The following is a 21896-nucleotide window of genomic DNA, read 5'->3' on the forward strand; positions in this document are numbered from 1 at the left end:
ATGTCATCATTGGCCGCGAGAGGCCAGGGTGACGACCACGCACCTGGACGCCCGACAGCACCGAGATCCTGTTCCGGCAGCCCAGTGGTTCTCGGGTGCACCACAACCTGCTCGTCACCGATGGGCGACCGGGAACAGGGCGCTTGGAAAAGGCTGGGGTCGGATACATTGCCGGCCTGCCCCGCGCACCTGCCCGTGGTCATCCATAAGGCGCATAAACTGGGTTATTTCCCAAGCGGCTGATAGATTCCCCCCATGCCTACCGCATTGGTGACAGGAGCCAGCTCCGGGCTCGGCGCCGCATTCGCCCATCGGCTCGCGACGGATGGGCACGATCTGGTAATGGTCGCCCGCTCCGCCGCGCTTCTGGAGCAGTCGGCGGCCGGACTGCGCGAACAGCACGGCGTCAACGTCGAGGTACTGGTCGCCGATCTCGCCGATCCCACCGAGCGGGCCCGCGTCGAAGCACGGCTCGCCGCCGAGGACGAGCCGATCGACCTGCTCGTCAACAACGCGGGATTCAGTAACCACGGCGATTTCTGGATGACCGATCCGGAGAAGCTCCAGTCCCAGTTGGACGTCAACGTGACCAGCGTGTTGCGACTCACCCGGGCCGTGCTGCCCGGCATGCTCGCCCGTGGAAGCGGCGACGTGATCAATGTGTCCAGCACAGCCGGACTGCTGCCCGGAGACGGCCGGATCTACAGCGCGGACAAGGCATGGGTGACCTCGTTCTCGGAGACCATGGCATCGCTGGTCGCCGGGAGCGGAGTGCGGATCATCGGGTTGTGCCCCGGTTTCATCCGCACCGGATTCTTCGAGCGGGCCCGCGTCGACACAGGCGGGATATCGCCGGGACTGTGGCTGGAAGCCGACCGCGTGGTGCACGACTGCCTGGCTGATCTGCGGAAAGGCAGGCTGCTGTCCGTGCCCGGCCGGAACTACAGGATGAGCACGAACCTGTACCGTCTCATGCCGAGATCACTCGCGCAGCGCCTCATCTTCCAGTGGAGCGCCCGCGTCCGTACCTGACGCGACCGCGGACGCGGCTCCGCCACGGTTCGTGACCGGCTGACGCCGCCGATACCGGCGCACCGGGTGGATCGGCGGCGGTCCGGCGGGTCAGGCGCGGTCGCAGGTGACGACGGCGTTGCGCAGTTCGTAGCCCATCAGTTCGTCGGTCCACAACAGGTCCGGCTCGCGCCGCAGCCGGATGCCCGGCACGCGCAGGAGGCGGTCGAGAAAGACCCGGGTCTCGTTGAGGGCCACCTGCGCGCCCGGGCACCGGTGGCTACCGTCGCCGAAGCTCAAGTAGGAGCCGGCCATCTTCGTCCGCCGGGCCCGGTCCGGGTCCAGGGCGTAGGGGCACTCGCCCACGCCGGCCGCGTCGAGGTTGGCGGCGCGGATGTCGATGACGAGCTCCTCGCCCTCGGACACCGAGCCGGAGTCCGTCGTCATGTCGGCGGTGACCCGGCGGGCGATCATGTTGACCACCGGGTCCAGCCGCATGATCTCCTCCAGGATGGCGATCTGGCCGGAGTCCTCCGCGGACAGGAAACGCTCGCGCAGCGCGTCGTTCCCGAACAGATGCCAGGCCGCCATGACGACGAACTCCCGAGTGGTGATCATCCCCGCGACGGCGAAGGTGATGCACTCGATGAGGATCGCCTGCTCCGGGTAGCCCTCGTCGAGAAGGTGCGAGATCACGTCCTCCCGGCGCTCCGCGCGCCGGGCCCGGATGGCCGGCCGCACGTCGCGGGCGAGGAAGCGCGCGCCGTGGAAGGTCGCCTGGAGCTGCCCGAACGGTCGCCGCCAGCGGCTCATCTGCGGCAGGCGCAGGCCGATCAGAGTGGCCTGGATCCGCTGGGCCATCGCACGCTGGTCGCTGTTGGTCAGCCCGACGATCTCGGCGGCCACGGTCACCGCGAGCTCGAAGCTCATCTGGTCCAGCCGGCCCTGCCCGCGGGCCCGCAACCGGGCGAGCAGGGTGTCGGTGGCCTCCTCCATGACCGCGCGGTAGCGGGTGCTGATCGCCTTGGGGGTGAAGAACCGGACGATCGCCTGCCGCTTGCGCTTGTGCGCCTCGCCGTCCAGGTAGAACACCGAGGTGAAGGCCGGGTCGCCGCTGACCTCGCCCTTGGCTCCGGCTCCGGCTTGCCGGGTCACGTTGCTGCGCAGCACGTCACGGGCGAAGGCCAAGCTGCCGATGACGCGCGTCTCGGGACCTATGGTGATCCGTTCGGCAGCCAGGGCCGCCGACTTCCGGTCGTCGCGAGTGGCTTCAAACGGGCACGAAGCAGTCATTGTTTACCGTCAATCTCAAAGGCTGGTACACAGGGCCGTGGGGCGGCGACGGCACGTCCGAACGAGAGCAGCTGGGGTCCCGTGTCCCGGTGACCCCAGCTGCCTACGGTGTTCGGATCAGCGCTACTGACCAGCCGGGCTGGTCACCGTGAGTCCTCCAAGCGGGGAGTTCTGCGCGCTCGCCGCACTGGTCGGATCCGGGAGCGGGTTCGCCGGGCACTTGAGGTCCGCGGTGTTGCCCGCCACCCTGGGCGGCAGGGTGCCGTCGTTCAGGTAGGCGGCGATCGCCGCGCCGGGAGAGCAGGAGGTCGGGGTGGCCGAGTCGGCGGGGGTGGCGCCGCTCTGGACCAGCACCGCCTTCGGGAACAGTTTGCGAACGGCCAGGCTGCCCTCGTAGGTCGAGGCCGGGTCGATGGTCGTGTCGAGCACCATCAGAATCGCCGGGGCCTTCGACCCGTCGACGACGGCCGGCTTCTGCGGCGGCACCTTCCAGGACTGGCACGAGGCGACATACCAGGTGTTGGCCCAGGCCGCCAGCGGCCACTTCCTGTGGTGGTCCTCGGCGACGCGGAGCCAGGTGCGCCAGTCCCTCGGCCACCGGGTGTCGGTGCACATGGTCGCCATCGACATCGCCTGGTTGTTGTCGCCGCTCGTCGGATAGTTGGCGTCGTAGAGCGCCTTCAGCGGTGCCGTCTCACCCTTGTTGATATAAGCCGAGAAGGCCTCCGCCAGGGTCTTCCAGTGGCTCGTGTTGTACGCGAGCAGAGCGACGTCGGTCCAGACGGCCGCGCCGTAGACGCCCTCGGCCGGCTTCTTCGCCAGCTTCGCCAGCGTGGAGTAGTACTGCTTCTTGACGGCGTTCTCAGTGGTGCCGAGGTGATAGAGGTTGTCGTACTTCGCCACCCATGCGGAGAACGCCGAGAAGTTCTGGTCCAGCGGCGCGTCCTGGCCGTTGTTGAAGCTGAACCATACCTTGCGCGGGTCGATGCTGCTGTCGAGGATCATCCGGCGCACCCGGGTCGGGTACATCGAGCTGTAGACCTCGCCGAGGTAGGCGCCATAGAGGTAGCCGTAGTAGTTGATCTGGCTCAGTCCGAGGGCCTTGCGCAGGCTGTCCAGGTCCTTGACCGTGTGGGTGGTGGTGGCGTGCCTGAGCAGCGGGCTGTTGGTCTTCGCGCAGGCCTTGGAGTAGAACTGCGCGTACTCCATCAGCGTGGACAGGTGCTGCCTCGAGGTCGGCTCGTAGGAAGGGCGGCTGTAGTAGTCGAGGCCGGAGTCACAGCTCAGGGTGGGCTCGCTGGCGCCGACGCCCCGCGGGTCGAAGCCGATCCAGTCGTAGTCCCCGCTGATGGCTTCGGGCAGGAGCTTGCCCACCGTGGACTGGCTCAGCGCGGAGCCACCGGGCCAGGTCAGGTTCACCACCATGGCGCCCTGATAGTCGGCCTCGGACGAGGTGTGCTTGATCCGGGACACCGCGATCTTGATCTTCGTGCCGTGGGGGCGGGAGTAGTCGAGCGGCACCACCAGGAAGCCGCACTCGCCGCCGAGGTGCTGCAGCCCGTTCGTGCACGCCGCCCACTCGATCGGCGGCGGCGTGTACGACTTGTCGGTGACCTCGCCGGCCGTGGTCGCCCCGCTCGTCGGCGCGGCCTGTGCCGATACCGGTGAGAGCAACGCGCAACCCGCCACGAGGCTGCTGATCACAGCAGCAGCTTTCAAACGTGTTTTCATGAGGATTTCCATTCGTTCTGCCGCGCATCGGGGCGGCGTCCCGGTCCATCAGGGCCAGACCAGATTGTTTCGTCTCGCAGATCTGAAAACAACCTTGGAGAACAGCTACTTCTGCAGGCGGCTTCGCAATGGCACAATGATCCCGAGGAATGACGGGTATCCGGCCGACCGCTTTCGGGGGCGACGCGTACGACGAGCGTGAAAGACAGGAGAATGTTCCGGGAAATGAGCCTTCCCGGCCTCATCCCCCCGGCTCGGAAGGGGAGGCGGGGCGAGATCCGCGGGCATCGTGCCAGGTCGCCTGACCACGCGTCGGTGGCAGGCGACCTTCTCCCTGTGGTACAAGGATGGTTGACAAAGGCGCAGGGCGGCTGTGCCGGTTCGAATACTCCGGGCTCAATCGATCACTTCCTGCCGCCGGCGGAGCTCCTCGGCGAATGCCATCCAATCCTGGCCGGTCTGGTCGGCGATCAGACTCAGGTCCGGCAACCAGTGCACCGGAATCGCGTCAATGAATTCCTTCCATTCTCCCGAATTGATGACGTGCATCGCCATCCAGCCGATGAAGGCGCGTCCACGTTGGGCGTACTTCAGCGAGGGGTCGTTGGCCAGTTTCGGCGACAGCGCCGACCACGTCGGCGGCCGGCGCACCGCCGACGAGGGCAGGTTCGGCCTGGTGGGCGGCCATGGTTGTAGCGGGGACAATGTGGAGGAATGTCCGGTTTCGTGATTGCTGTTCTTCAGGGATCGCGTGGTTCTGCGGGTCGCGATCGGATCCGCTCCGCGCCTGATCCGGGCCCGCACGTCCTGGGCCGTCGCCGGGGCGACGTCGGCCTCGCGGGCGATCTCCCGCAATGATGCGTCCGGGTGGATGGCTATGTATTCTGCTGCTCGCCGCCGGCCCTCGGCGGCCGTGAGCGGGCGGCGTTTCCCGTCCCGGCCCAGGCGTTTGCCAAACCTCTGACCGTCATCGGCCGATTGACGGCGGATGCCCGCGATCGTCTTCGCGCTCAGCCCCGTGGCCGCTCCGATCGCCCGATCCGACCAGTCCGGATGCCACTCGACGATCTGCTTGGCCCCGGCCATCCGGTCGGCCCGGCTCAGCGGTAACCCGTGCCAGGTGTTGGCCTTGACCGCCAGGATGAAGGCGTCCTCGTCCGTGCAGTTGATCAGCCGTACCCGAATGGTCTCCTCGCCGCGAAGTTTCGCCGCTTCGAAGCGGTGCATTCCATCGACGATGCGGGAACTGCTCTGCTGGACCAGGATGGCCGGCAACGTGCACGAACTCGCGGCCTCCACCAGCATCTGCACATGGGCGGGGTCCGTGCCGGCGCCGCGGACGAAGACCCCCGGCTCCAGTCTGCTCAGCGGCATGTACTGGACCGGTAACCGATCGATGGCCTCGGCCGAGTCGTAGATTCGCTTTCCGGCAATAGCGGGATCTGGGGCTTGATGGGACGATACGGTATTCGAGGGCATCGCGCTGCGCTTTCTTCAACAACTGGCAACCGGCGTTCGGTCATGCAAATGCCTTGGTTTCAGCTCGAGATGACCGGGGCGGCGAAGATGTAATCTTCAACGCACTGGTGCTGTTTTGCGGCGGTGCTGTTTGCGGCAATGAACCGCGGGAATACGGGGAGGGCGGAGCGTTTCACATCAGGTACTTCTTGACGGTGCGCCAGTCCAGGTCGCCCGCCTGGGTGATCTCTTTATAGCTCTCGCGATCATGAGCTGACAATGACATTATCGGACGGTTCCACCGGGCGTAGCGCAGGCTTCACCTATCTGTACCCGCGCTCAGAGCCCTGTTAGGACGATCGTGCCTGCTCTCGGCCCACATCAGGTCGAATCAGTTGTTCGGTCAATGATTCAACTGTTCGTTTTCCGAAGATGGCGCACGGGTGATAACAGACGGTCACTTCGCCCTCCTTATTCGCTCATGGTGGTACGAAGGGGACGAAGTGGTCGTCAATGGCAGGTGTCCGCTGCCTGGCAGTGCTTCGAGGACACCCGTGCCGCGGCGAGCCCGGGCTGCTGCGCACGACGACCGCGCGCGGCGGATGACGGATGCGGAGGCCGGGCGGATCCGCGGTGCCGGCTACCGGCGAGATGGGTGACCAGTGGGTCAATCCCGCGACGGCCACCGGGGGCGGCTGTGGGGCACCGCGTCGCATCATCCGGCTGTTGGAATCGCGGATCTCGGCGATGCCCGCCGAGCCGGTGGAGCGGCTCCGTTCCCGGCCGATGGACGCCGGCCCGCGCACTCGTATGGATCGACGCGCCCACTCCCGGACGTGTCGTTCAACTGCGGCATCACCGCAGTTGAACGAGCACCGATGCGCCTTGTCAGCCTCTTTGCGACCTTGTTACCGTCCGGTGCCGGAACAACACTCCATGGCAATGTGTTCATTCGACGCGACGACTCCTATGGAGCGGCATGTCTCAGCCCTCTCCCGACCACAGTCTCTGGTGCCGTCGCTACCGGCCCACCGACACGGCGACCGCCCGGCTTGTGTGCCTACCGCACGCGGGTGGTTCGGCGTCCTTCTTCCTGCCGGTGTCGACGGCGCTCAGTCCCCGGGTCGACGTGGTGTCGATCCAGTACCCCGGCCGGCAGGACCGCCGTAACGAGAAACCCTTCACCGACCTGTCGCTGCTCGCCGACCAGGTCTACGCCGTTCTCCGGAAGCAGCCGGAGTTGCCGCTGACCTTCTTCGGCCACAGCATGGGCGCGTCACTGGCCTTCGAGGTGGCCCGCCGGATGGAGGCCGACGGCCACTTTCCGGTGCGGCTGTTCGCGTCCGGGCGGCGAGCGCCGTCCGTCTTCCGCGAGGAGACGGTGCATCGCATGGACGACGCCGGGCTCCTGGCCGAGATCAGGCGGCTGAACGGGACGTCGTCACTCGTGCTCGACGACGACGAGCTGATGCGCGCCGCGCTCCCGGCACTGCGGGCCGACTACCAGGCGGCGGAGCTCTACCGGGGCGAGCCCGGCGCCACCGTGAGCTGCCCGATCACGGTTCTGACCGGCGACCGGGACCCGAAGACGTCCCTGGACGACGCGCACGCCTGGGCCCGGCACACCACCTCCGGCTCCTTCGAGGTCAAGGTGTTCCCGGGCGGGCATTTCTTCGTCAGCGACCAGGCGGACGACGTCATCAAGGTCTTGTACCAGCACTTCGGGAACTGAAACCCGTCCTCCGGACCGGGGTTCCGCCGCCGGCGCCCGGGCGTCCCGCAGACGTCCGGGCGGCGCCGGCGGCGGTGCGCCGGCTTATGCGATATCGCCGAACGTAAATAACTCAGGTCATCGATCAAACAAGTCGGCGGGTTTCAGGTGATGCCTCCGCTTGTTCAACTGCTGCGGTTCGGCAGTTGAACGGCAACGTGCAGGCCAAGTCGGAGGATCGCCCGCCCGCAGCAGGCCGAGGTTGTATCGCGCCAATCGGTCTGGGTACCGTTCTGCTGGCCGGTGAAATCCGTCACCGTTGCCAATCTGCCGTCGGTGTGAATCATCATCCGAAGGATTTAGCCGACATCGAAACTTAAGGGGTGACGAGCGGTGGGGCATGTGTTCTCGCTCATTCTCAGCCGGGAGATCACTGAGGAAGAATCGGCGATCCTGCGGGAAGCAGGTTGCGCTGGTGCCAGTTTCGGGACCGACTCACTGCCGACCAACGCCGACGTCAAGGTCACGAAGATGGATTTCGACGACACGGTGTCCCCTTCGCTGGCCGAGGCGATCGAGTCGGCTCTCGAAGCGGTGAAGAAGGTGCCGGACCTGTCCGTTCCGGGGCTCACGGTTCCGGCCGTGCCGAAGGCGTCGGAGGAGGACCAGGACGAGAACCAGAACGAGAACCAGAACGAGAACCAGGACGAGCCCGTGCTGGTCGGAGAGGTCGTCCAGGAGTAGCCGAGCGTCGGCTCGGAGACGTCCGCGGCCGGATGGGGCCGTGTGAGACGGCTGCGGCGTTGCCCGGCCCTTGTCCAGGTCGACGGCGGATCGTTTCTCGCGTTTCCCGGCACTCCTGGAACACGCGAGAAGCGGCCGCCGTGATGGTCATACAAGGACAGGACGAAAGAAACGCGATGGCGACTGCGCACCTCGACTCCGGTGTCACGGAGCACGAACGGCGGCTGAACGCCGATCAGGTCGGTCGCCGGGCCCCCGTGCGAGGCCGGCTGATCGGCCTGATCCGGGGCTTCTTCCGGCCCTACGCCCGTCAGCTCGGCGTCATCGCCATCCTCCAGGTACTCGAAGCCGCCGGGAACCTCTACCTGCCGATTCTGACCGCCGATATCATCAACAACGGCGTGCTCAAGGGCGACGTCGGTCACATCGGCCGGACCGGCGGAATCATGCTCACCATCGCCGTCCTGCTCTGCGTCGCCTCCCTCATCTCGGTGTATCTGTCCTCGTGGGTGGCGATGGCGGTCGGGGCGGACATCCGTACCGCCATCTACGATCGTGTCCAGACCTTCTCGGTCGTCGAGCTGAACCGGTTCGGGGTCGCGTCGCTGACCACTCGCAGCGTCAACGACGTACAACAGGTCCAGCTCTTCTTCCAAGTGGCGCTCAGCCTGCTGCCCAGCGCGATCGTCACGACCTTGGGGGCGGTGATCCTTGCGGTCGGGCAAGGGCCCGGGCTGTCCCCCCTGCTGGCGATCACCTTGGCGGCCGTTCTGGCCGTCACCGGCTGGGTCGTGGTCCGGCTGCTTCCGATGTTCCATTCCGTCCAGGTCAAGACCGACCGCCTCAACCAGGTGCTACGCGAACAGATCGCCGGCGTCCGGGTGGCCCGGGCGTTCTTGCGCACGGGCTGGGAAGAGAACCGGTTCGGACGGGCCAACGCCGACATCACCGATACCGCGCTTCGGGCCGGCCGGGTCTTCGCTCTGCTCATTCCGCTCGTGATGGCCATCACGAACCTGTCGAGCGCCGGCGTCTTCTGGTTCGGTGCGGAGCTCTTCCAGAGCGGTTCGATGTCGATCGGCAACCTGACCGCGTTCCTCCTCTACATCATGCAGATCATGCTGTACGTCGTGGTCGGCGTGACCGTCCTCATCCTGCTCCCGCGCGCCATGGCCAGCGCGGAACGGATCCAGCAGGTGAACAACTCCGTAGCGGCCATCGCCGACCCGCCGAAGCCGGTCGTCCCGGAAGCCGTCACCGGTGCCGTCGAATTCCGCCACGTCACCTTCGGGTACGCGGGGAGTGAGCGGCCCGTGCTGAACGATCTGACGTTCGCCTTCCGGCCCGGGCAGACCACCGCCATCCTCGGCGGCACGGGCAGCGGCAAGACCACGCTGCTCAATCTCATCCCCCGCTTCCTCGATGCGACCGCGGGGGCCGTGCTCGTCAACGGGATCGAGGTTCCGGCCCAGTCGCTCGACCGGCTGCGGGCCGGCATCGGGCTGGTACCGCAGACGGCCTTTCTCTTCGCCGGAACGGTCGCCGGCAACCTCAGGTTCGGCCGGCCGGAGGCCACCGAGGAGGAGCTGTGGCGGGCACTCGACATCGCTCAGGCCCGTGACTTCGTCATGGCCCTGCCCGGGCGGCTCGACGCTCGCATCGAGCGGGGCGGCGCGAACCTCTCCGGGGGCCAGCGCCAGCGGCTGTCCATCGCCCGGGCCCTCGTCCGGCGCCCGAGCCTGTACCTGTTCGACGACTGCTTCTCCGCTCTGGACACGGCCACCGATGCCCGCCTGCGGGCCGCGCTGCTCACCGAAACCGGTGACGCCACCGTGGTCATCGCCACGCAGCGGGCCGGCACGGTCATGAACGCCGACCAGATCATCGTCCTGGACGCCGGGAGCATCGCCGGCATCGGCACCCACTCGCAGCTGATGGCGGGCTGCCGAACATATCAGGAAATCATGGAATCGCAGCTCGGATGGGGATCGGGCTCGTGAGCGCGCCAGACGATGCCCTCGACGAAGCCCGAGACGATGCCCGAGACGATGCCCGAGACGATGCCATCGGCGATGCCATCGACGATGGCCGTGGCGGGCAGCGCCCCGTCGTGCCCCGGCTGATCGCCCTGCTCCGCCCCGAGTGGTTCCGGCTGATGGTCGTGGCCGTGGTCACCGTGCTCTCGGTCGGCTTCCTCGTGAGCGGTCCCGCGCTGCTCGGTCAGGCCACCGACATCCTCGTCGAGGGTGTCTTCGGAAGGCTCTTCAACCTGGGCGGGATCGATCTGGTCCGGCTCGGGTGGGTGCTCGGCATGGTGGCCCTGGTGAACGTGCTGAGTGCCGTTCTCACCTGGGTTCAGACCCGGATCCTGGTCGGTGTCGTCCAGCGCACCATGTACCGGCTGCGCCAGGCGACCGAGGAGAAGCTGACCCGCCTGCCGTTGCGGCACTTCGACAGCCATCCGCGCGGCGACATTCTGAGCCGGGTCACCAACGACATCGACAACGTCAACACCGGCCTGCAAGAGGGGCTCAGCCAGCTCCCGGCCGCGGTGCTCACGGTCCTGGGGACCCTGGGCATCATGTTCTGGATCTCCCCGCTGCTGGCCACGGTGGCCCTGGCCACCATCCCGGTGGTGATGGCGGTGACGTTCCTGATCGCTCGCCGGTCGCAGGCCGGGTTCACCGCCCAATGGGACCGCACCGGTCAGATCACGTCGGTGGTCGAGGAGACCTTTGCCGGCCATGCTCTGGTGCTGGCCTACGGTCAGCGGCAGGCGATGGCCGAGGAGTTCGGCCGCCAGAACGACCGGTTGCGGCAGGCGGGATTCAGAGCCCAGTTCCTGTCCGGAGCGATCTTTCCGATCGTCCTGTTCGTCGGCAACCTGAATTACGTCGTCGTCGCCGCGTTCGGTGGGTTCCAGGTCGCCACCGGGGCGCTCTCGCTCGGTGCCGTGCAGGCGTTCATCCAGTATTCGCAGCGTTTCACGTCACCGGTCATCCAGATCGCCGGTCAGATGAACGTGCTCCAATCCGGAATCGCGTCGGCGAGGCGGGTCTTCGAATTCCTCGACGCGCCGGAAGAGCCGGTTCTGCCGGCCCTGCCGTCCGGGGCGGGACCGGCAGAGGCGACGGCGGACGCCCGTGGGGTACGCCTGGAAGGCGTCAGCTTCCGTTACGAACCGGACAGGCCGCTGATCGAGGACTTCACGCTCGAAGCGGCGCCGGGCGAGACGGTGGCGATCGTCGGACCCACCGGAGCGGGGAAGACCACCATCGTCAACCTGCTCGTACGGTTCTACGAGATCGACGGCGGGAAGATCCTCCTGGACGGCGTCGACTACCGCGACCTCAGCCGCGAGCAGGTGCGCCGGTGTTTCGGCATGGTGCTGCAGGACACCTGGTTGTTCCACGGCACGATCAGGGACAACATCGCCTATGGCAAGGAGGGCGCCCGGGAGGACGAAATCCTCGCCGCGGCCGAAGCGGCCCACGTCGACGATTTCGTCCGCGCCCTGCCCGACGGTTACGACACGGTCCTCGACGGCGACGCGTCCAATATCTCCTCGGGTCAGAAACAATTGCTGACCATCGCCCGAGCTTTTCTCGCCGATCCGGGTATTCTGATACTCGACGAGGCGACCAGTAACGTCGACACCCGTACCGAGGCGATGATTCAGGCGGCCATGGCCCGGCTGCGGTCCGGACGGACGAGTTTCGTCATCGCGCACCGGCTCTCGACCATTCAGGCGGCCGACGCGATCGTGGTCATGGACGCCGGGCGAATCGTCGAGCAGGGCACCCACCGGGAACTGCTGGACCGCCGCGGTTTCTACCACGATCTGTACCACAAGCAGTTCACCGAGACGTTGACTCCGTGAATTCTTCGGATCGGCGGTGCTCCGACCGGCCGAGCCAGGCCCCCGCGGGTCCGCCGATGCCGTGAACAAGCCAGTCAATCCATGGAGAAGGGGATCGCCATGACGAAGCTGTCCACACCTGCGCCGCCGGGGCCGGCGGGCACCGGCGGCAAGCCGGTGGGCGAGCCCTTCGCCGAGGAGAACCCACGCGACCCCCTGATCCGGCTGGCGAGGCTGTTGGACAAGGGAACCCTCACCGTCGTCCACGAGAGCGACGTGATCAGGACGGCGGTGGTGCGCGGGCGGGTGCACGGCGTGGAGGTCATCGCGTTCTGCACCGACGCGCGGGTGATGGGCGGAGCCGTGGGAGCCGGCGAGTGCAACCGCATCGCCGACGCCACCGACCTCGCTCTCCGGGAGAACTGCCCGGTCATCGGCCTGTGGCACTCCGGCGGCGCCAAACTCGCCGACGGGATCGAGGCGATGGACGGGATCGGCCGGATCTTCGCCGCGACGGTCCGCGCGTCGGGCAAGATCCCCCAGATCTCCGTGGTGCTCGGCCCGGCCGCCGGCGGCGCCGCGTACGGGCCCGCGCTGACCGACGTGGTGATCATGGCGCCGGCCGGCCGGGTCTTCGTGACCGGCCCGGAAGTGGTGCGCAGCGTGACCGGCGAGCGGATCGACATGGAGGGCCTGGGCGGGACGGAAGCCCATGGCCGCAAGTCCGGGGTGGCGCACATCGTGGCCGACTCCGAGGAGGACGCCCTGTCGCGGGCCCGGCACGTGACCTCCCTGCTCGCCGTCCCCGGGAAGGTGGACCTGGACGCGGTGGGCCCGGCCAGGGACCTGCGGGCGCTGCTGCCCGCCTCACCTCGGCGGGCCTACGACGTACGGCCGTTGGTGACCGGGCTCCTCGACACCGAGGCCGCGCATCCCGGCGGCGACAGCGGTACCTTCGAGGAGTTCCAGGCGAAGTGGGCGCCCAACGTCGTGACCGGCCTCGGCCGGCTGGCCGGCCAGACCGTGGGCGTCGTGGCGAACAACCCGCTGCGCAAGGGCGGTTGCCTGGACTCGCTGAGCGCGGAGAAGGCCGCCCGCTTCGTACGGATGTGCGACTCCATGGGGGTGCCGCTGCTCACCCTGATCGACGTGCCCGGCTACCTGCCCGGCGTCGCCCAGGAGTGGGGAGGCGTCGTCAGACGTGGCGCGAAGCTGCTGTACGCCTTCGCCGAAGCGGTGGTTCCGCGCGTCTCGATCGTCACGCGCAAGTCGTACGGGGGCGCCTACATCGCCATGAACTCGCGTTCCCTGGGCGCCACCAAGGTGTTCGCCTGGCCGGACGCCGAGGTCGCCGTGATGGGCGCCGAGTCGGCCGTGGGCGTCCTGCACAGGAAGGCGCTCGCCGCCGCGCCCGAAGAGGAGCGCGAGGCGCTGCGCGCGCGGCTCATCGAGGAGCACAAACGGCTCGCCGGCGGTGTCGAGCGCGGACTCGCGCTCGGGGTGATCGATGAGGTCATCGACCCGTCGCGGACCCGGGCCGCGGTGGCGGAGGTCTTCGCCGACGCGGCCCACCAGCGCGGGACGCACGGGAACATCCCGCTGTAGGAGTCCCGGGCAGGCAGGTGCCGGAATCGCACGTTCAGCGTGCTGGAATCGCAAGTCCAGAGGGTGAGGGTGATCATGGACGACAACGGCGCTCCCAACGTGTTCCTCAGCGGCGGCCCCGGCACGGCGCTCGCCGACGAGGAGCGGCTGCGTTACCTGCCGGACCTCAACGTGACCACGGTCAAGGTGCTGTGCGGCAACCGCTACGAGCACTTCGAGGCCAGTACCGACACGACCCTCGTCGGCGACCGCGAGCTGCGGGTCTTCGTGTGGGCCCGCCGCACGTACGTGGCGGAGTGACGCGGGCCGGAAGGAACACCGGGACCCGGGCCGGCGGCGATCTACGTCCGGACAGGCCCGGACACGCCCGGACGCACCGGCGCCGCCCTGAGCTCGCGGGCGGTGCTGGTCAGTCGTCGATCCGGGCTTCGTCGATCCGGGCTTCGTCGATCCGGGCTTCGGTGAGCCGGGCGAGGATCGCGTCCACGGTCTCGCCCGGGGTCTGGTGCGTGCTGTCCAGCCACAGCCCGCGCCGCGGGGTCTCGTGCCGCAGCGACCGGTCCAGCATTTCGACCGTCCAGGCCCCGTAGCCGGTCTTCGCCCGCGCGGCCTCCCGCGCCGCCACCGCCTCCGGCGACGGGGCCAGGACCACGAGGTACAGGGGCCGGGTCCGTACGGCCGCCACGTACTCGTCGAGGAACCCGCCGAGGACGACGTCCTGCACGATCGCGGTCCAGCCGGCCTGCGCGTACACATCGGCGGTGGCGGCGGAGGCGCGGTATCGCAGGCGGAGCTGCGCCAGGGCCTCGGCGCTCGGCTCGGGCAGGAACTCCGCACGGCCGGACACGATCATGCGGCGGAACACGTCGCCGCGCACGTGGACCGAGCGCGGCAGGCGCTCGGCCAGCAGGTGCGCCACGGTGGACTTGCCCGAGGCCATGATCCCGGTGACCAGTACCACCGCGGAGCCGAGCTCCATCGATCCTCCACAACTCGTCGTTCCTCGTGCCGTGACGCACCGGACCACCATGACAGGGCGTCAGGGGAGGCCGGGCAGGGGGCGGGTGGCCAGGCGGCGGGCTTCGGAGGCGTCCAGGCCGAACATGCGGAGCAGGTTGACCGTGACCTGCTCGATCGCGGCGTCGGGGTCGAGGCCGGGGCGAGCGTCGAGAAGCTGCAGGGCGCCGAGGAGGGCGCCGCCGACGCAGGCCACGGCGAGCTCGGGGTCGCCGATGTCCAGGCGGCCCGCGGCGTCGGCGGCCCGCAGATCGCGCAGCGCGTGCACGGGCATGCCGTGGCCCGCGGTGAGGTAGGGCAGGCCGGTGTGCAGGAAGATCTTGGATACCCGCGGGTGGGTGTCGCGCAGCCGGGCGGTGAGGCGGACCGAGGCGGCGAAGACCTCGGCGGGGTCGTCCAGGTGGGCGGTCGCCCGCCGGAGCAGTTCGGCGTGGTCGGACAGCGCCTGGGAGATGGCGGCGTCGAACAGCTCGGCCTTGCTGGTGAAGTGGTTGTAGAACGAGCCGAAGCCGACGTCCGCGGCGTCGGTGATCTGCTGGATGCTCGCCTCGGTCCCGCCCTGCTCGGCCAGCAGCCGCTGGGCCGCCGCGATCAACGCGGCCCGGGTGCGGGCCTTGCGCCGGTCCAGGCGGCTGACCGGACGCGCCGTCTCTTCTGAGCTGCTCACCTTTAGATGATACATGCCTCAGTTCTGATGAGATCATCAGTACTGATGGCTGTTGACGCCATCGGATGGCAGGTCTGATGCTTCCCTCCCAAGCGCCGGCCCGTCCGAACCGGCCCGTTTTCGCAAGGAACGCCCATGACCGTGCCCATCGTGAGAACCACAGCCGGCTGGCGGATCGAGACGCCCGCCGGCCTGGTCCCCATCCGGACCGCCGCGGCGACCACCGCCGAACTGCTCGCCGACCGCGCCGCGATCACGGCCGCGGCACGCGACGGCGGTCCCGCCGAGCCGGCCGGAGAGGCCGAACTGCTCTCCCCGGTGACGTCCCCCTGCCGGGTGGTGGCACAGATGGTCAACTACCGGTCGCACGCCGCCGACTCGGGCTTCGACCCCGACCGGGTGCCGCCCGCGTTCTTCCGCAAGACCTCCGGCTCGATCACCGGTCCGTACGCGACCGTCCTGCGCCCGGAGGGCGTGCGGCTGCTCGACCACGAGGTCGAGCTCGGCCTCGTGATCGGGGCCCCGATCCCGGTCGGGACCACGGTGACCGAGGAGAACCTCGCCGAGTACGTCGCCGGTCTCGTCATCGCCAACGACGTCAGCGCGCGGGATCTGCAGCTCCCCAAGACCCAGTTCTACGAGAGCAAGTCGTATCCGACCTTCACCCCCCTCGGCCCCCGGCTGCTCCTCACCGGCGCCGCAGACCTCGCCCGGCTGGCGGACCTGCGCCTGACCTGCGCGGTCAACGGCCGGGTCCGGCAGGACGGCACCGCGTCCGACATGATCGTCACCCCGGCGAGGGCGCTGACGCTGCTGTCGCGCTTCCAGCTGCTGGAGCCCGGCGACGTGCTGCTCACCGGCACCCCGGGCGGCACCGCGCTGCGCTCGCCCGGACCGCTGGCGGAGAAACTCGGCGCTCTGCTGCCCGCGCACGTCAAATGGAAGGTGTTCTTCCGGCGCCAGGGCGCCAACCCCGCCTACCTCCAGGACGGCGACGTCATGACCCTGCGCATCCGGACCGACGACGGCGCGCTCGACCTCGGCGAGCAGCGCACCCCCGTCGGGTCCGTCTGACCGGGAGGGGAAGGATGCACACCGATCCGCACAAGGGCCTGCACAGCGAGCAGGGCGCGCTGAGCGGCGAACACCCGGGACGGGCCGCCGATCCCGTCATCAAGGTCGTGGACCTCGCGTGGCTGGAGTTCGGCAAGCCGGACCTGCGCCGCGCCGAGACCTTCGCCCGCGACTTCGGCTTCACCGCCGTCGAGCGCACACCCGCCCTGCTGCGGCTGCGCGGGGCGCTGCCCGGCACCGACTGCCTCGTCATCCGCAAGGACACCGCCTCCCGGTTCACCCGGCTCGTCTTCCAGGCCGCCGACGCCGGGGACCTGCGGCGGCTGGCCGGCGCGACCGGCGGCGAGGTCGCCGACCTGGAAGGCGGCGGCCGGTACGTCTCCGCGCGGACGCCTTCGGGGATCGAGGTCCGGGTCGTGTACGGCGCGCCCGAGCACGGCGGCCTGGATCTGCAGCGGCCGCTCACGCTCAACAGCGGCGCGCGCGTCGAGCGCGTCAACGCCGTCCAGCGTCCGCCGCGCGAACCCGCGCGGGTCGAGCGGCTGGGCCACGTGGTGCTGTCCACCACGGTCTTCCTGCGGGACCTCGACTGGTTCCTCAAGCACCTCGGCCTGATCGTCAGCGACTTCCTGTACCTGGACGGCCAGCGTGACCGGGGCCCGACCATGGCGTTCATCCGCTGCGACCGGGGGAGTGAACCGGCCGACCACCACACCCTCGCGCTGCACCTCGGGCCGGGCACCGGCTACGTCCACTCCGCCTACCAGGTCGCCGACCTCGACGCCCTGGCCGCCGGAGGCGAGTACCTGAAGGAGCGCGGCTACCGGCGCTCGTGGGGGATCGGCCGGCACATCCAGGGAAGCCAGATCTTCGACTACTGGCGCGACCCCGACCGGCTGCTGCTGGAGCACTTCACCGACGGCGACCGCTTCGACGCGTCCGTCGAGCCGGGCTGGGCCCCGATGTCGGCTTCCGGACTCGCCCAGTGGGGGCCGCCCGCCACCGCCGACTTCCTCGGCGGCGGCCCGTCCCCGGCCCTGCTGCGCGACGCCATCGCGGCCCTGCGCGCGGACAACGAGATCGACCTGCCGCGGCTGCTGGCCCTCGCCAAGGCGATGCGCCCCTGACCCCGCGCCTCCCGCCCCTGCCTGTTCGAGGAGACTCCGATGACCGCCGCCGCGCACACCCAGGGCGACCGCCCGCTCATCCTGCGGCCCGAGGACCTGCCCGCCGTCGAGGCGGTCCCCCTGGACGAACGCGACCTGCCCGCGAGCACGTACGAGCTGCTGCACCGCACCGCGACCGCGCACCCCGGCCGGCCCGCCCTGTACCTGCTCGGAGAGGGCGGCCTGCCCTGGCGCGAGGCCGCCTGCTGGACCTACGGCACGCTGCTGGAGCGCGTGCACCAGGCCGCGAACGCGTTCCTCGCCCTCGGGGTCCCCGAGGGCGGCGTCGTCGCGTCGATGCTGCCGAACTCCGGAGCCGCCTACGCGGCCCTGCTCGGCGCCCAGGCCGTGGGGATCGCCGCTCCCGTCAACCCGATGCTCGCCGAGGACCACCTGGCCGACATCCTCGGCCTCACCGGCGCCCGGCTGCTGCTGGCCCCCGGGCCGGGCGTGTCGCCGGAACTGTGGGCCAAGGCACGGCGGGTCGCCGCCCGGCTGCCCGGGCCGCTCGTCCTGGCCGCCGTCGGTTCCCCGCCGGACGCCGGGGGAGCGGCCTTCGACGCGCCGGCCGCGCGGCAGCCGTCCGGCGGGCTGCGCACCGCCCGCCGTCCCCGGCCGGACGACCTGGCCGCCTACTTCCACACCGGCGGGACGACCGGCGTGCCCAAGGTGGCCCCGCACACCCATGCCATGGAGGTGTACATGGCCTGGGCGCTGGGCTGTTCGGGCGCCTATCTCGACGACTCCGTCGTCCTGTCCGGCCTGCCCCTGTTCCATGTCAACGCCGTCCACGTCACCGGGCTCGGCCCGTTCCTGCATGGGACGCCGGTCGTCAGCCTCGGGCCGCTCGGCTACCGGGACAAGGCGCTCATGGCCGACTTCTGGCGCATCATCGAGCACTACAAGGTGACGAGCTTCTCCGGCGTGCCGACCGTCTACTCCGCGCTTCCGGAGGTGCCCGAGGACGCCGACATCTCCAGCCTGCGCGCCGGGGCCGTCGGCGCGGCCCCGCTGCCCCGCAAGGTCCGGCGCGCGTTCGAAGAGGCCGCCAAGGTGCCGATGCTGGAGGGCTACGGCCTGACGGAGGCCACCTGCGCGACCGCCGCCACGCCCGCGCTCGCGCCGCGTGCGGGCTCGGTGGGGCTCCGGCTGCCCTACCAGCAGGTCAAGGCCGTCATGGTGGACGCCGCGGAACGCCCGCTGACGGACTGCCCGCCAGGACGGACCGGAGTCCTGGCGATCAAGGGGCCCAGCGTCTTCCCCGGCTACCTGCGGCCCGGACCCGACGGGCCCGCGCCCGACCCGTCCGGGAAGGTCTTCGACGGATGGCTGCTCACCGGCGACCTCGGGAGGGTCGATGCCGACGGCTACGTCTACCTCACCGGCCGCGCCAAGGACCTGATCATCCGCGGCGGCCACAACATCGACCCGCTGCCCATCGAGGAGTGCCTGCTCGGGCGTCCCGACGTGGACGCCGCGGCCGTCGTCGGCGCGCCCGATCCGCACTCGGGAGAGGTGCCCGTCGCCTACGTCGTCCTCTCCCCGGGGGCCCGCGCGGAGGAGGCGGAACTGCTCGCCTGGGCGCGCGCCCACGCCCCCGAGCCCGCCGCGGCCCCGAAGGCGGTGCACGTGGTGGACAGCCTGCCGGCCACGCTGGTCGGCAAGGTCTTCAAGCCCGCGCTCGTCGAGGACGCCGTCCGCCGCCTGGTGCGCGCCGCGCTCGACGCGGCGGGCCTGACCGGGCACGTCGAGGTCGAGACGCGCGACGGGCGGCCGCACGCCTCGGTCCGGCTGACCGGCGGGGGAGACCCGGGCGCGCTGACCGCCGACCTCGACAGGTACGCCTTCACCCATGAGGTCATCGCGTGACCGCCGAGGCCCCGGAACCCGTGCTGATCCTCGGGGCCGGGCCGACCGGGCTGACGGTCGCGATCCTGCTGGCCCGGCACGGCGTGCGCAGTCTCGTCGTCGAGCGCCACCCCGACGTCTACCCGCTGCCCCGGGCCGTCCATCTGGACGACGAGGTGCTGCGCATCCTGCAGAAGGCCGGCGTGGCCGAGGAGTTCAGCGCCGTCAGCAGGCCGGCCCTCGGCATGCGCCTGCTCGACGGCCGGCACCGGACCATCGCGGAGTTCCGGCGCGACAAGCTCGTCGGCGCCTACGGCTGGCCCGAGGCCAACCTGTTCGACCAGCCCGACCTGGAACGGCTGCTGCGCGCCGAGCTCGGCCGGCACGCTGAGATCCGGCTGCGCACCGGCGTCGAGGCCGAGCGCATCGACCCCGGTGACGCCGCCCGGCCCGCCAGGGTGGTGCTGCGCGACCTGGCCACCGGGGCCGTCGAGACCGTCGCGGCGCGAACCGTGCTCGGCTGCGACGGGGCCAACAGCCTGGTCCGGCGGACCATCGGCGCCCGGATGCGCGACCTGCGGTTCACCGAGCGGTGGCTCGTGGTCGATGGGCGCTGCGCGCGGCGGCTCGGCGCATGGGACGGCGTGGACCAGATCTGCGACCCCCGCCGGGCCGCCACCTTCATGCGGATCGGCCCGGAACGCTACCGCTGGGAGTTCCGGATGCACCCCGGCGAGACCGCCGAGGACCTCACGGCCCCCGACGCGCTCGCCCGGCTCCTCGCTCCCTGGACCCGGGACGTCCCCGTCTCGGAGATCGAGCTGATCCGCGCCGCGTCCTACACCTTCAGGGCCCGCGTCGCCGACCGGTGGAGGCGGGGGCGGCTCTTCCTGCTCGGAGACGCCGCCCACCTCACCCCGCCGTTCATCGGGCAGGGCATGTGCGCCGGGCTGCGCGACGCGGCCAACCTGTCGTGGAAGCTCGCCGCGGCCGGCGCCGACCCGATCCGCGGCGGCAGGCTCCTGGACACCTACGAGAGCGAAAGGAAACCGCACGTCACCCGGGTCATACGGATGGCGGTCTCGACCGGGTGGGCGATGACCGGCGGCCAGGGCCGCACCGCGTCCCTGCGGCGGGCCGCCCTGGCCAGGGTGCTCAGGCTGCCCGCCTTGACGCCGCTGATGCTGCGCGGCGTCTCGCCCCGGCTCCGGCCGGGCCCCCTCGTGGCGGGGTCCCGATCGGCCGGGACCCTCGTGCCCCAGCCCTTCGTCACCGTCGGCGGGGCCCGGCACAGGCTCGACGACCTCATCGGCCCCGGATTCGCCGTCGTCACCGCCCGCCCGGAGACCCCGGAGACCGCGCGCCTGGCCGCCGCCCTGCACGCGACGGTCGTACGCGTCGGTCCCGGCGGCACCGAGATCCTGCCCCCGGACGGCGCGCCGCGGACCGGGCGGGAGGACGTCCTCGGCGGCTGGCTGAAGCGGACCGGCGGGTCGGCGGTCGTCGTCCGGCCCGACCGGACCGTCCTCACCGTCCTCCCGCCCGCCGGGCCCTCGGCGCCCGGCTGGCTGACCCTCCTCGCTTCCCCGTCCCTGTGACGGAAGCCGAACCCCCGGGAAACCGCCTGTGAAACTGAGAAAGACGCGGATCGTTCTGGCGGTGCTGCTCACCGTCCTGGCCGTCGCGGCGGTCGCGGTCCACCTCGGCCGCGACCGCATCATCGACGCCGTCATCCACGACCGCCTGAAGGACGACACCGACCGCGCCTTCGTCCAGGACACCGAGCACATCCGCGTCCTGCTGTGCGGCACCGGTTCGCCGGAGATCAGCGCCGCCCGCGCCCAGGCATGCACCCTCGTCGCCGCCGGCGGCAGGATGTTCCTGTTCGACGCCGGCGAGGGCACCACCAAGTCGCTCGCCGAGTCCGACGTGCCCATCGGCGAACTGGAGCGGGTGTTCATCACCCACTTCCACTCCGACCACTTCAACGGGCTCGCCTCCCTGGTCAACGCGACCTGGATCTGGGGCCGCGCCAAGCCGCTCGACATCTGGGGCCCGGTGGGCCTGGACCAGGTCGTCGGCGGCCTGAACTCCGCCTACGCGCTCGACCACGGATACCGCAAGGAGAACATGCCCCACCTGGACGCCACCGGCGCGGCGGCCGACGCCGTCCCCACCGAGATCGAGTTCCCCGACGGCGCCCGCTCCGTCCGCGTCTACGACGAGGGCGGCGTCACCATCGACGCCCGTCTCGTCGCCCACGAGCCCGTCGCCCCCGCCCTCGGCTACGTCGTCACCTATCGCGGCAAGAAGGTCTTCGTCAGCGGCGACACGGAGGTCAGCCCCGTCAACCTCCCCGCGATGCAGAACGCCGACCTCGTCGTCCACGAGGCCTACGCCTCCCACCTCGTCCGCCGGGCCATCCCGATCATGCGGGACCTCGGCCGGACCCAGGACGCCGAGGTGGCCGAACGCACCATCCCCTACCACGCCGACACCATCGCCCTGGCGAAACAGGCGCAGCAGGCGGGCGTGAAGCACCTCGTCCTCACCCACCTCACGCCCTACCCGGACGGCTTCGTGGCCCGCCGTCTGTTCACCGAGGGCATGTCCGACCACTACGACGGCGAGATCACCGTGGGCTCCGACGGCCTCCTCATCGTCCTGTGACGGCGGAGAGACGCCGCGATGGGGGGAGCCCCGGGTGGGGGC

18 protein-coding genes are annotated in these 21896 nt (G+C 70.0%); 12 read left to right on the top strand and 6 right to left on the bottom strand.

From position 1 onward, the window contains the following. The first annotated feature begins 255 nt into the window (after positions 1–255). Positions 256–1032: an SDR family NAD(P)-dependent oxidoreductase gene (locus HNP84_RS35500; protein WP_185054389.1), complete on the top strand. Its 777-nt coding sequence runs from the start codon at positions 256–258 to the stop codon at positions 1030–1032. A 90-nt stretch (positions 1033–1122) separates the two neighbouring features. Here HNP84_RS35500 and HNP84_RS35505 read toward each other — a convergent pair whose 3' ends face one another. The 3 genes from HNP84_RS35505 to HNP84_RS35515 form a co-directional block, all read right to left on the bottom strand. Continuing rightward, positions 1123–2199, bottom strand: a complete 1077-nt coding sequence (locus tag HNP84_RS35505; protein WP_221337177.1) for a cytochrome P450 — start codon at positions 2197–2199, stop codon at positions 1123–1125. 228 nt (positions 2200–2427) lie between these two features. Next, entirely contained in the window at positions 2428–4008 is a 1581-nt protein-coding gene (locus tag HNP84_RS35510; protein WP_185054391.1) for an alpha/beta fold hydrolase, read from the bottom strand. Between the two features lie 423 nt (positions 4009–4431). Next, positions 4432–5514 (bottom strand): ParB N-terminal domain-containing protein, encoded by a 1083-nt coding sequence (locus HNP84_RS35515; RefSeq protein WP_512700967.1) that lies wholly within the window; start codon positions 5512–5514, stop codon positions 4432–4434. 958 nt (positions 5515–6472) lie between these two features. Between HNP84_RS35515 and HNP84_RS35520 the strand changes: the two genes are divergently transcribed. Next, the gene (locus HNP84_RS35520; protein ID WP_185054393.1) at positions 6473–7225 is read left to right on the top strand and encodes a thioesterase II family protein; all 753 of its coding nucleotides are present in this window, start codon (positions 6473–6475) and stop codon (positions 7223–7225) included. A 164-nt stretch (positions 7226–7389) separates the two neighbouring features. Here HNP84_RS35520 and HNP84_RS35525 read toward each other — a convergent pair whose 3' ends face one another. Then, complete coding sequence (locus HNP84_RS35525; RefSeq protein ID WP_185054394.1) at positions 7390–7554, bottom strand: hypothetical protein; 165 nt, start codon at positions 7552–7554, stop codon at positions 7390–7392. A 43-nt stretch (positions 7555–7597) separates the two neighbouring features. Here HNP84_RS35525 and HNP84_RS35530 point away from each other — a divergent pair, with 43 nt between their 5' ends. The 5 genes from HNP84_RS35530 to HNP84_RS35550 all read left to right on the top strand — a co-directional run bounded on the left by HNP84_RS35530 (position 7598) and on the right by HNP84_RS35550 (position 13712). Beyond that, positions 7598–7948 carry a hypothetical protein gene (locus HNP84_RS35530; RefSeq protein ID WP_185054395.1) on the top strand — a complete coding sequence of 117 codons (351 nt, stop codon included), beginning with the start codon at positions 7598–7600 and terminating at the stop codon, positions 7946–7948. Positions 7949–8124: 176 nt separating this feature from the next. Further along, complete coding sequence (locus HNP84_RS35535; RefSeq protein WP_185054396.1) at positions 8125–9948, top strand: ABC transporter ATP-binding protein; 1824 nt, start codon at positions 8125–8127, stop codon at positions 9946–9948. Further along, entirely contained in the window at positions 9930–11828 is a 1899-nt protein-coding gene (locus HNP84_RS35540) for an ABC transporter ATP-binding protein (RefSeq protein ID WP_185054397.1), read from the top strand. The genes HNP84_RS35535 and HNP84_RS35540 overlap by 19 nt, the downstream gene beginning before the upstream one ends. A gap of 99 nt (positions 11829–11927) precedes the next feature. Next, positions 11928–13412, top strand: a complete 1485-nt coding sequence (locus HNP84_RS35545) for an acyl-CoA carboxylase subunit beta (protein ID WP_185054398.1) — start codon at positions 11928–11930, stop codon at positions 13410–13412. Positions 13413–13487: 75 nt separating this feature from the next. After that, positions 13488–13712 carry a DUF5988 family protein gene (locus HNP84_RS35550; RefSeq protein ID WP_185054399.1) on the top strand — a complete coding sequence of 75 codons (225 nt, stop codon included), beginning with the start codon at positions 13488–13490 and terminating at the stop codon, positions 13710–13712. Between the two features lie 109 nt (positions 13713–13821). Here HNP84_RS35550 and HNP84_RS35555 read toward each other — a convergent pair whose 3' ends face one another. Together HNP84_RS35555 and HNP84_RS35560 are read right to left on the bottom strand one after the other, a co-directional pair. After that, entirely contained in the window at positions 13822–14391 is a 570-nt protein-coding gene (locus HNP84_RS35555; RefSeq protein WP_185054400.1) for an AAA family ATPase, read from the bottom strand. Between the two features lie 60 nt (positions 14392–14451). After that, a complete protein-coding gene (locus HNP84_RS35560; RefSeq protein WP_221337178.1) occupies positions 14452–15096 on the bottom strand; it encodes a TetR/AcrR family transcriptional regulator in 645 nt (214 codons plus the stop codon). Positions 15097–15246: 150 nt separating this feature from the next. On the opposite strand from HNP84_RS35560, the gene HNP84_RS35565 reads away from it, so the two are divergent. The 5 genes from HNP84_RS35565 to HNP84_RS35585 are packed head-to-tail and all read left to right on the top strand — an operon-like array spanning position 15247 to position 21854. Continuing rightward, positions 15247–16170, top strand: a complete 924-nt coding sequence (locus HNP84_RS35565) for a fumarylacetoacetate hydrolase family protein (RefSeq protein WP_221337179.1) — start codon at positions 15247–15249, stop codon at positions 16168–16170. A gap of 14 nt (positions 16171–16184) precedes the next feature. Continuing rightward, positions 16185–17297: a VOC family protein gene (locus HNP84_RS35570; RefSeq protein WP_185054403.1), complete on the top strand. Its 1113-nt coding sequence runs from the start codon at positions 16185–16187 to the stop codon at positions 17295–17297. Positions 17298–17336: 39 nt separating this feature from the next. After that, complete coding sequence (locus tag HNP84_RS35575) at positions 17337–19205, top strand: acyl-CoA synthetase (protein ID WP_185054404.1); 1869 nt, start codon at positions 17337–17339, stop codon at positions 19203–19205. After that, on the top strand, positions 19202–20782 hold the full coding sequence (gene mhpA, locus HNP84_RS35580; protein ID WP_185054405.1) for a bifunctional 3-(3-hydroxy-phenyl)propionate/3-hydroxycinnamic acid hydroxylase MhpA: 1581 nt from the start codon (positions 19202–19204) through the stop codon (positions 20780–20782). The genes HNP84_RS35575 and mhpA overlap by 4 nt, the downstream gene beginning before the upstream one ends. A 28-nt stretch (positions 20783–20810) precedes the next feature. After that, positions 20811–21854, top strand: coding sequence for an MBL fold metallo-hydrolase (locus tag HNP84_RS35585; protein WP_185054406.1), 1044 nt, complete (start codon positions 20811–20813; stop codon positions 21852–21854). Positions 21855–21896 lie beyond the last annotated feature (42 nt).

Source organism: Thermocatellispora tengchongensis (genome assembly GCF_014202315.1).
In the GTDB taxonomy this organism is placed as follows: domain Bacteria; phylum Actinomycetota; class Actinomycetes; order Streptosporangiales; family Streptosporangiaceae; genus Thermocatellispora; species Thermocatellispora tengchongensis.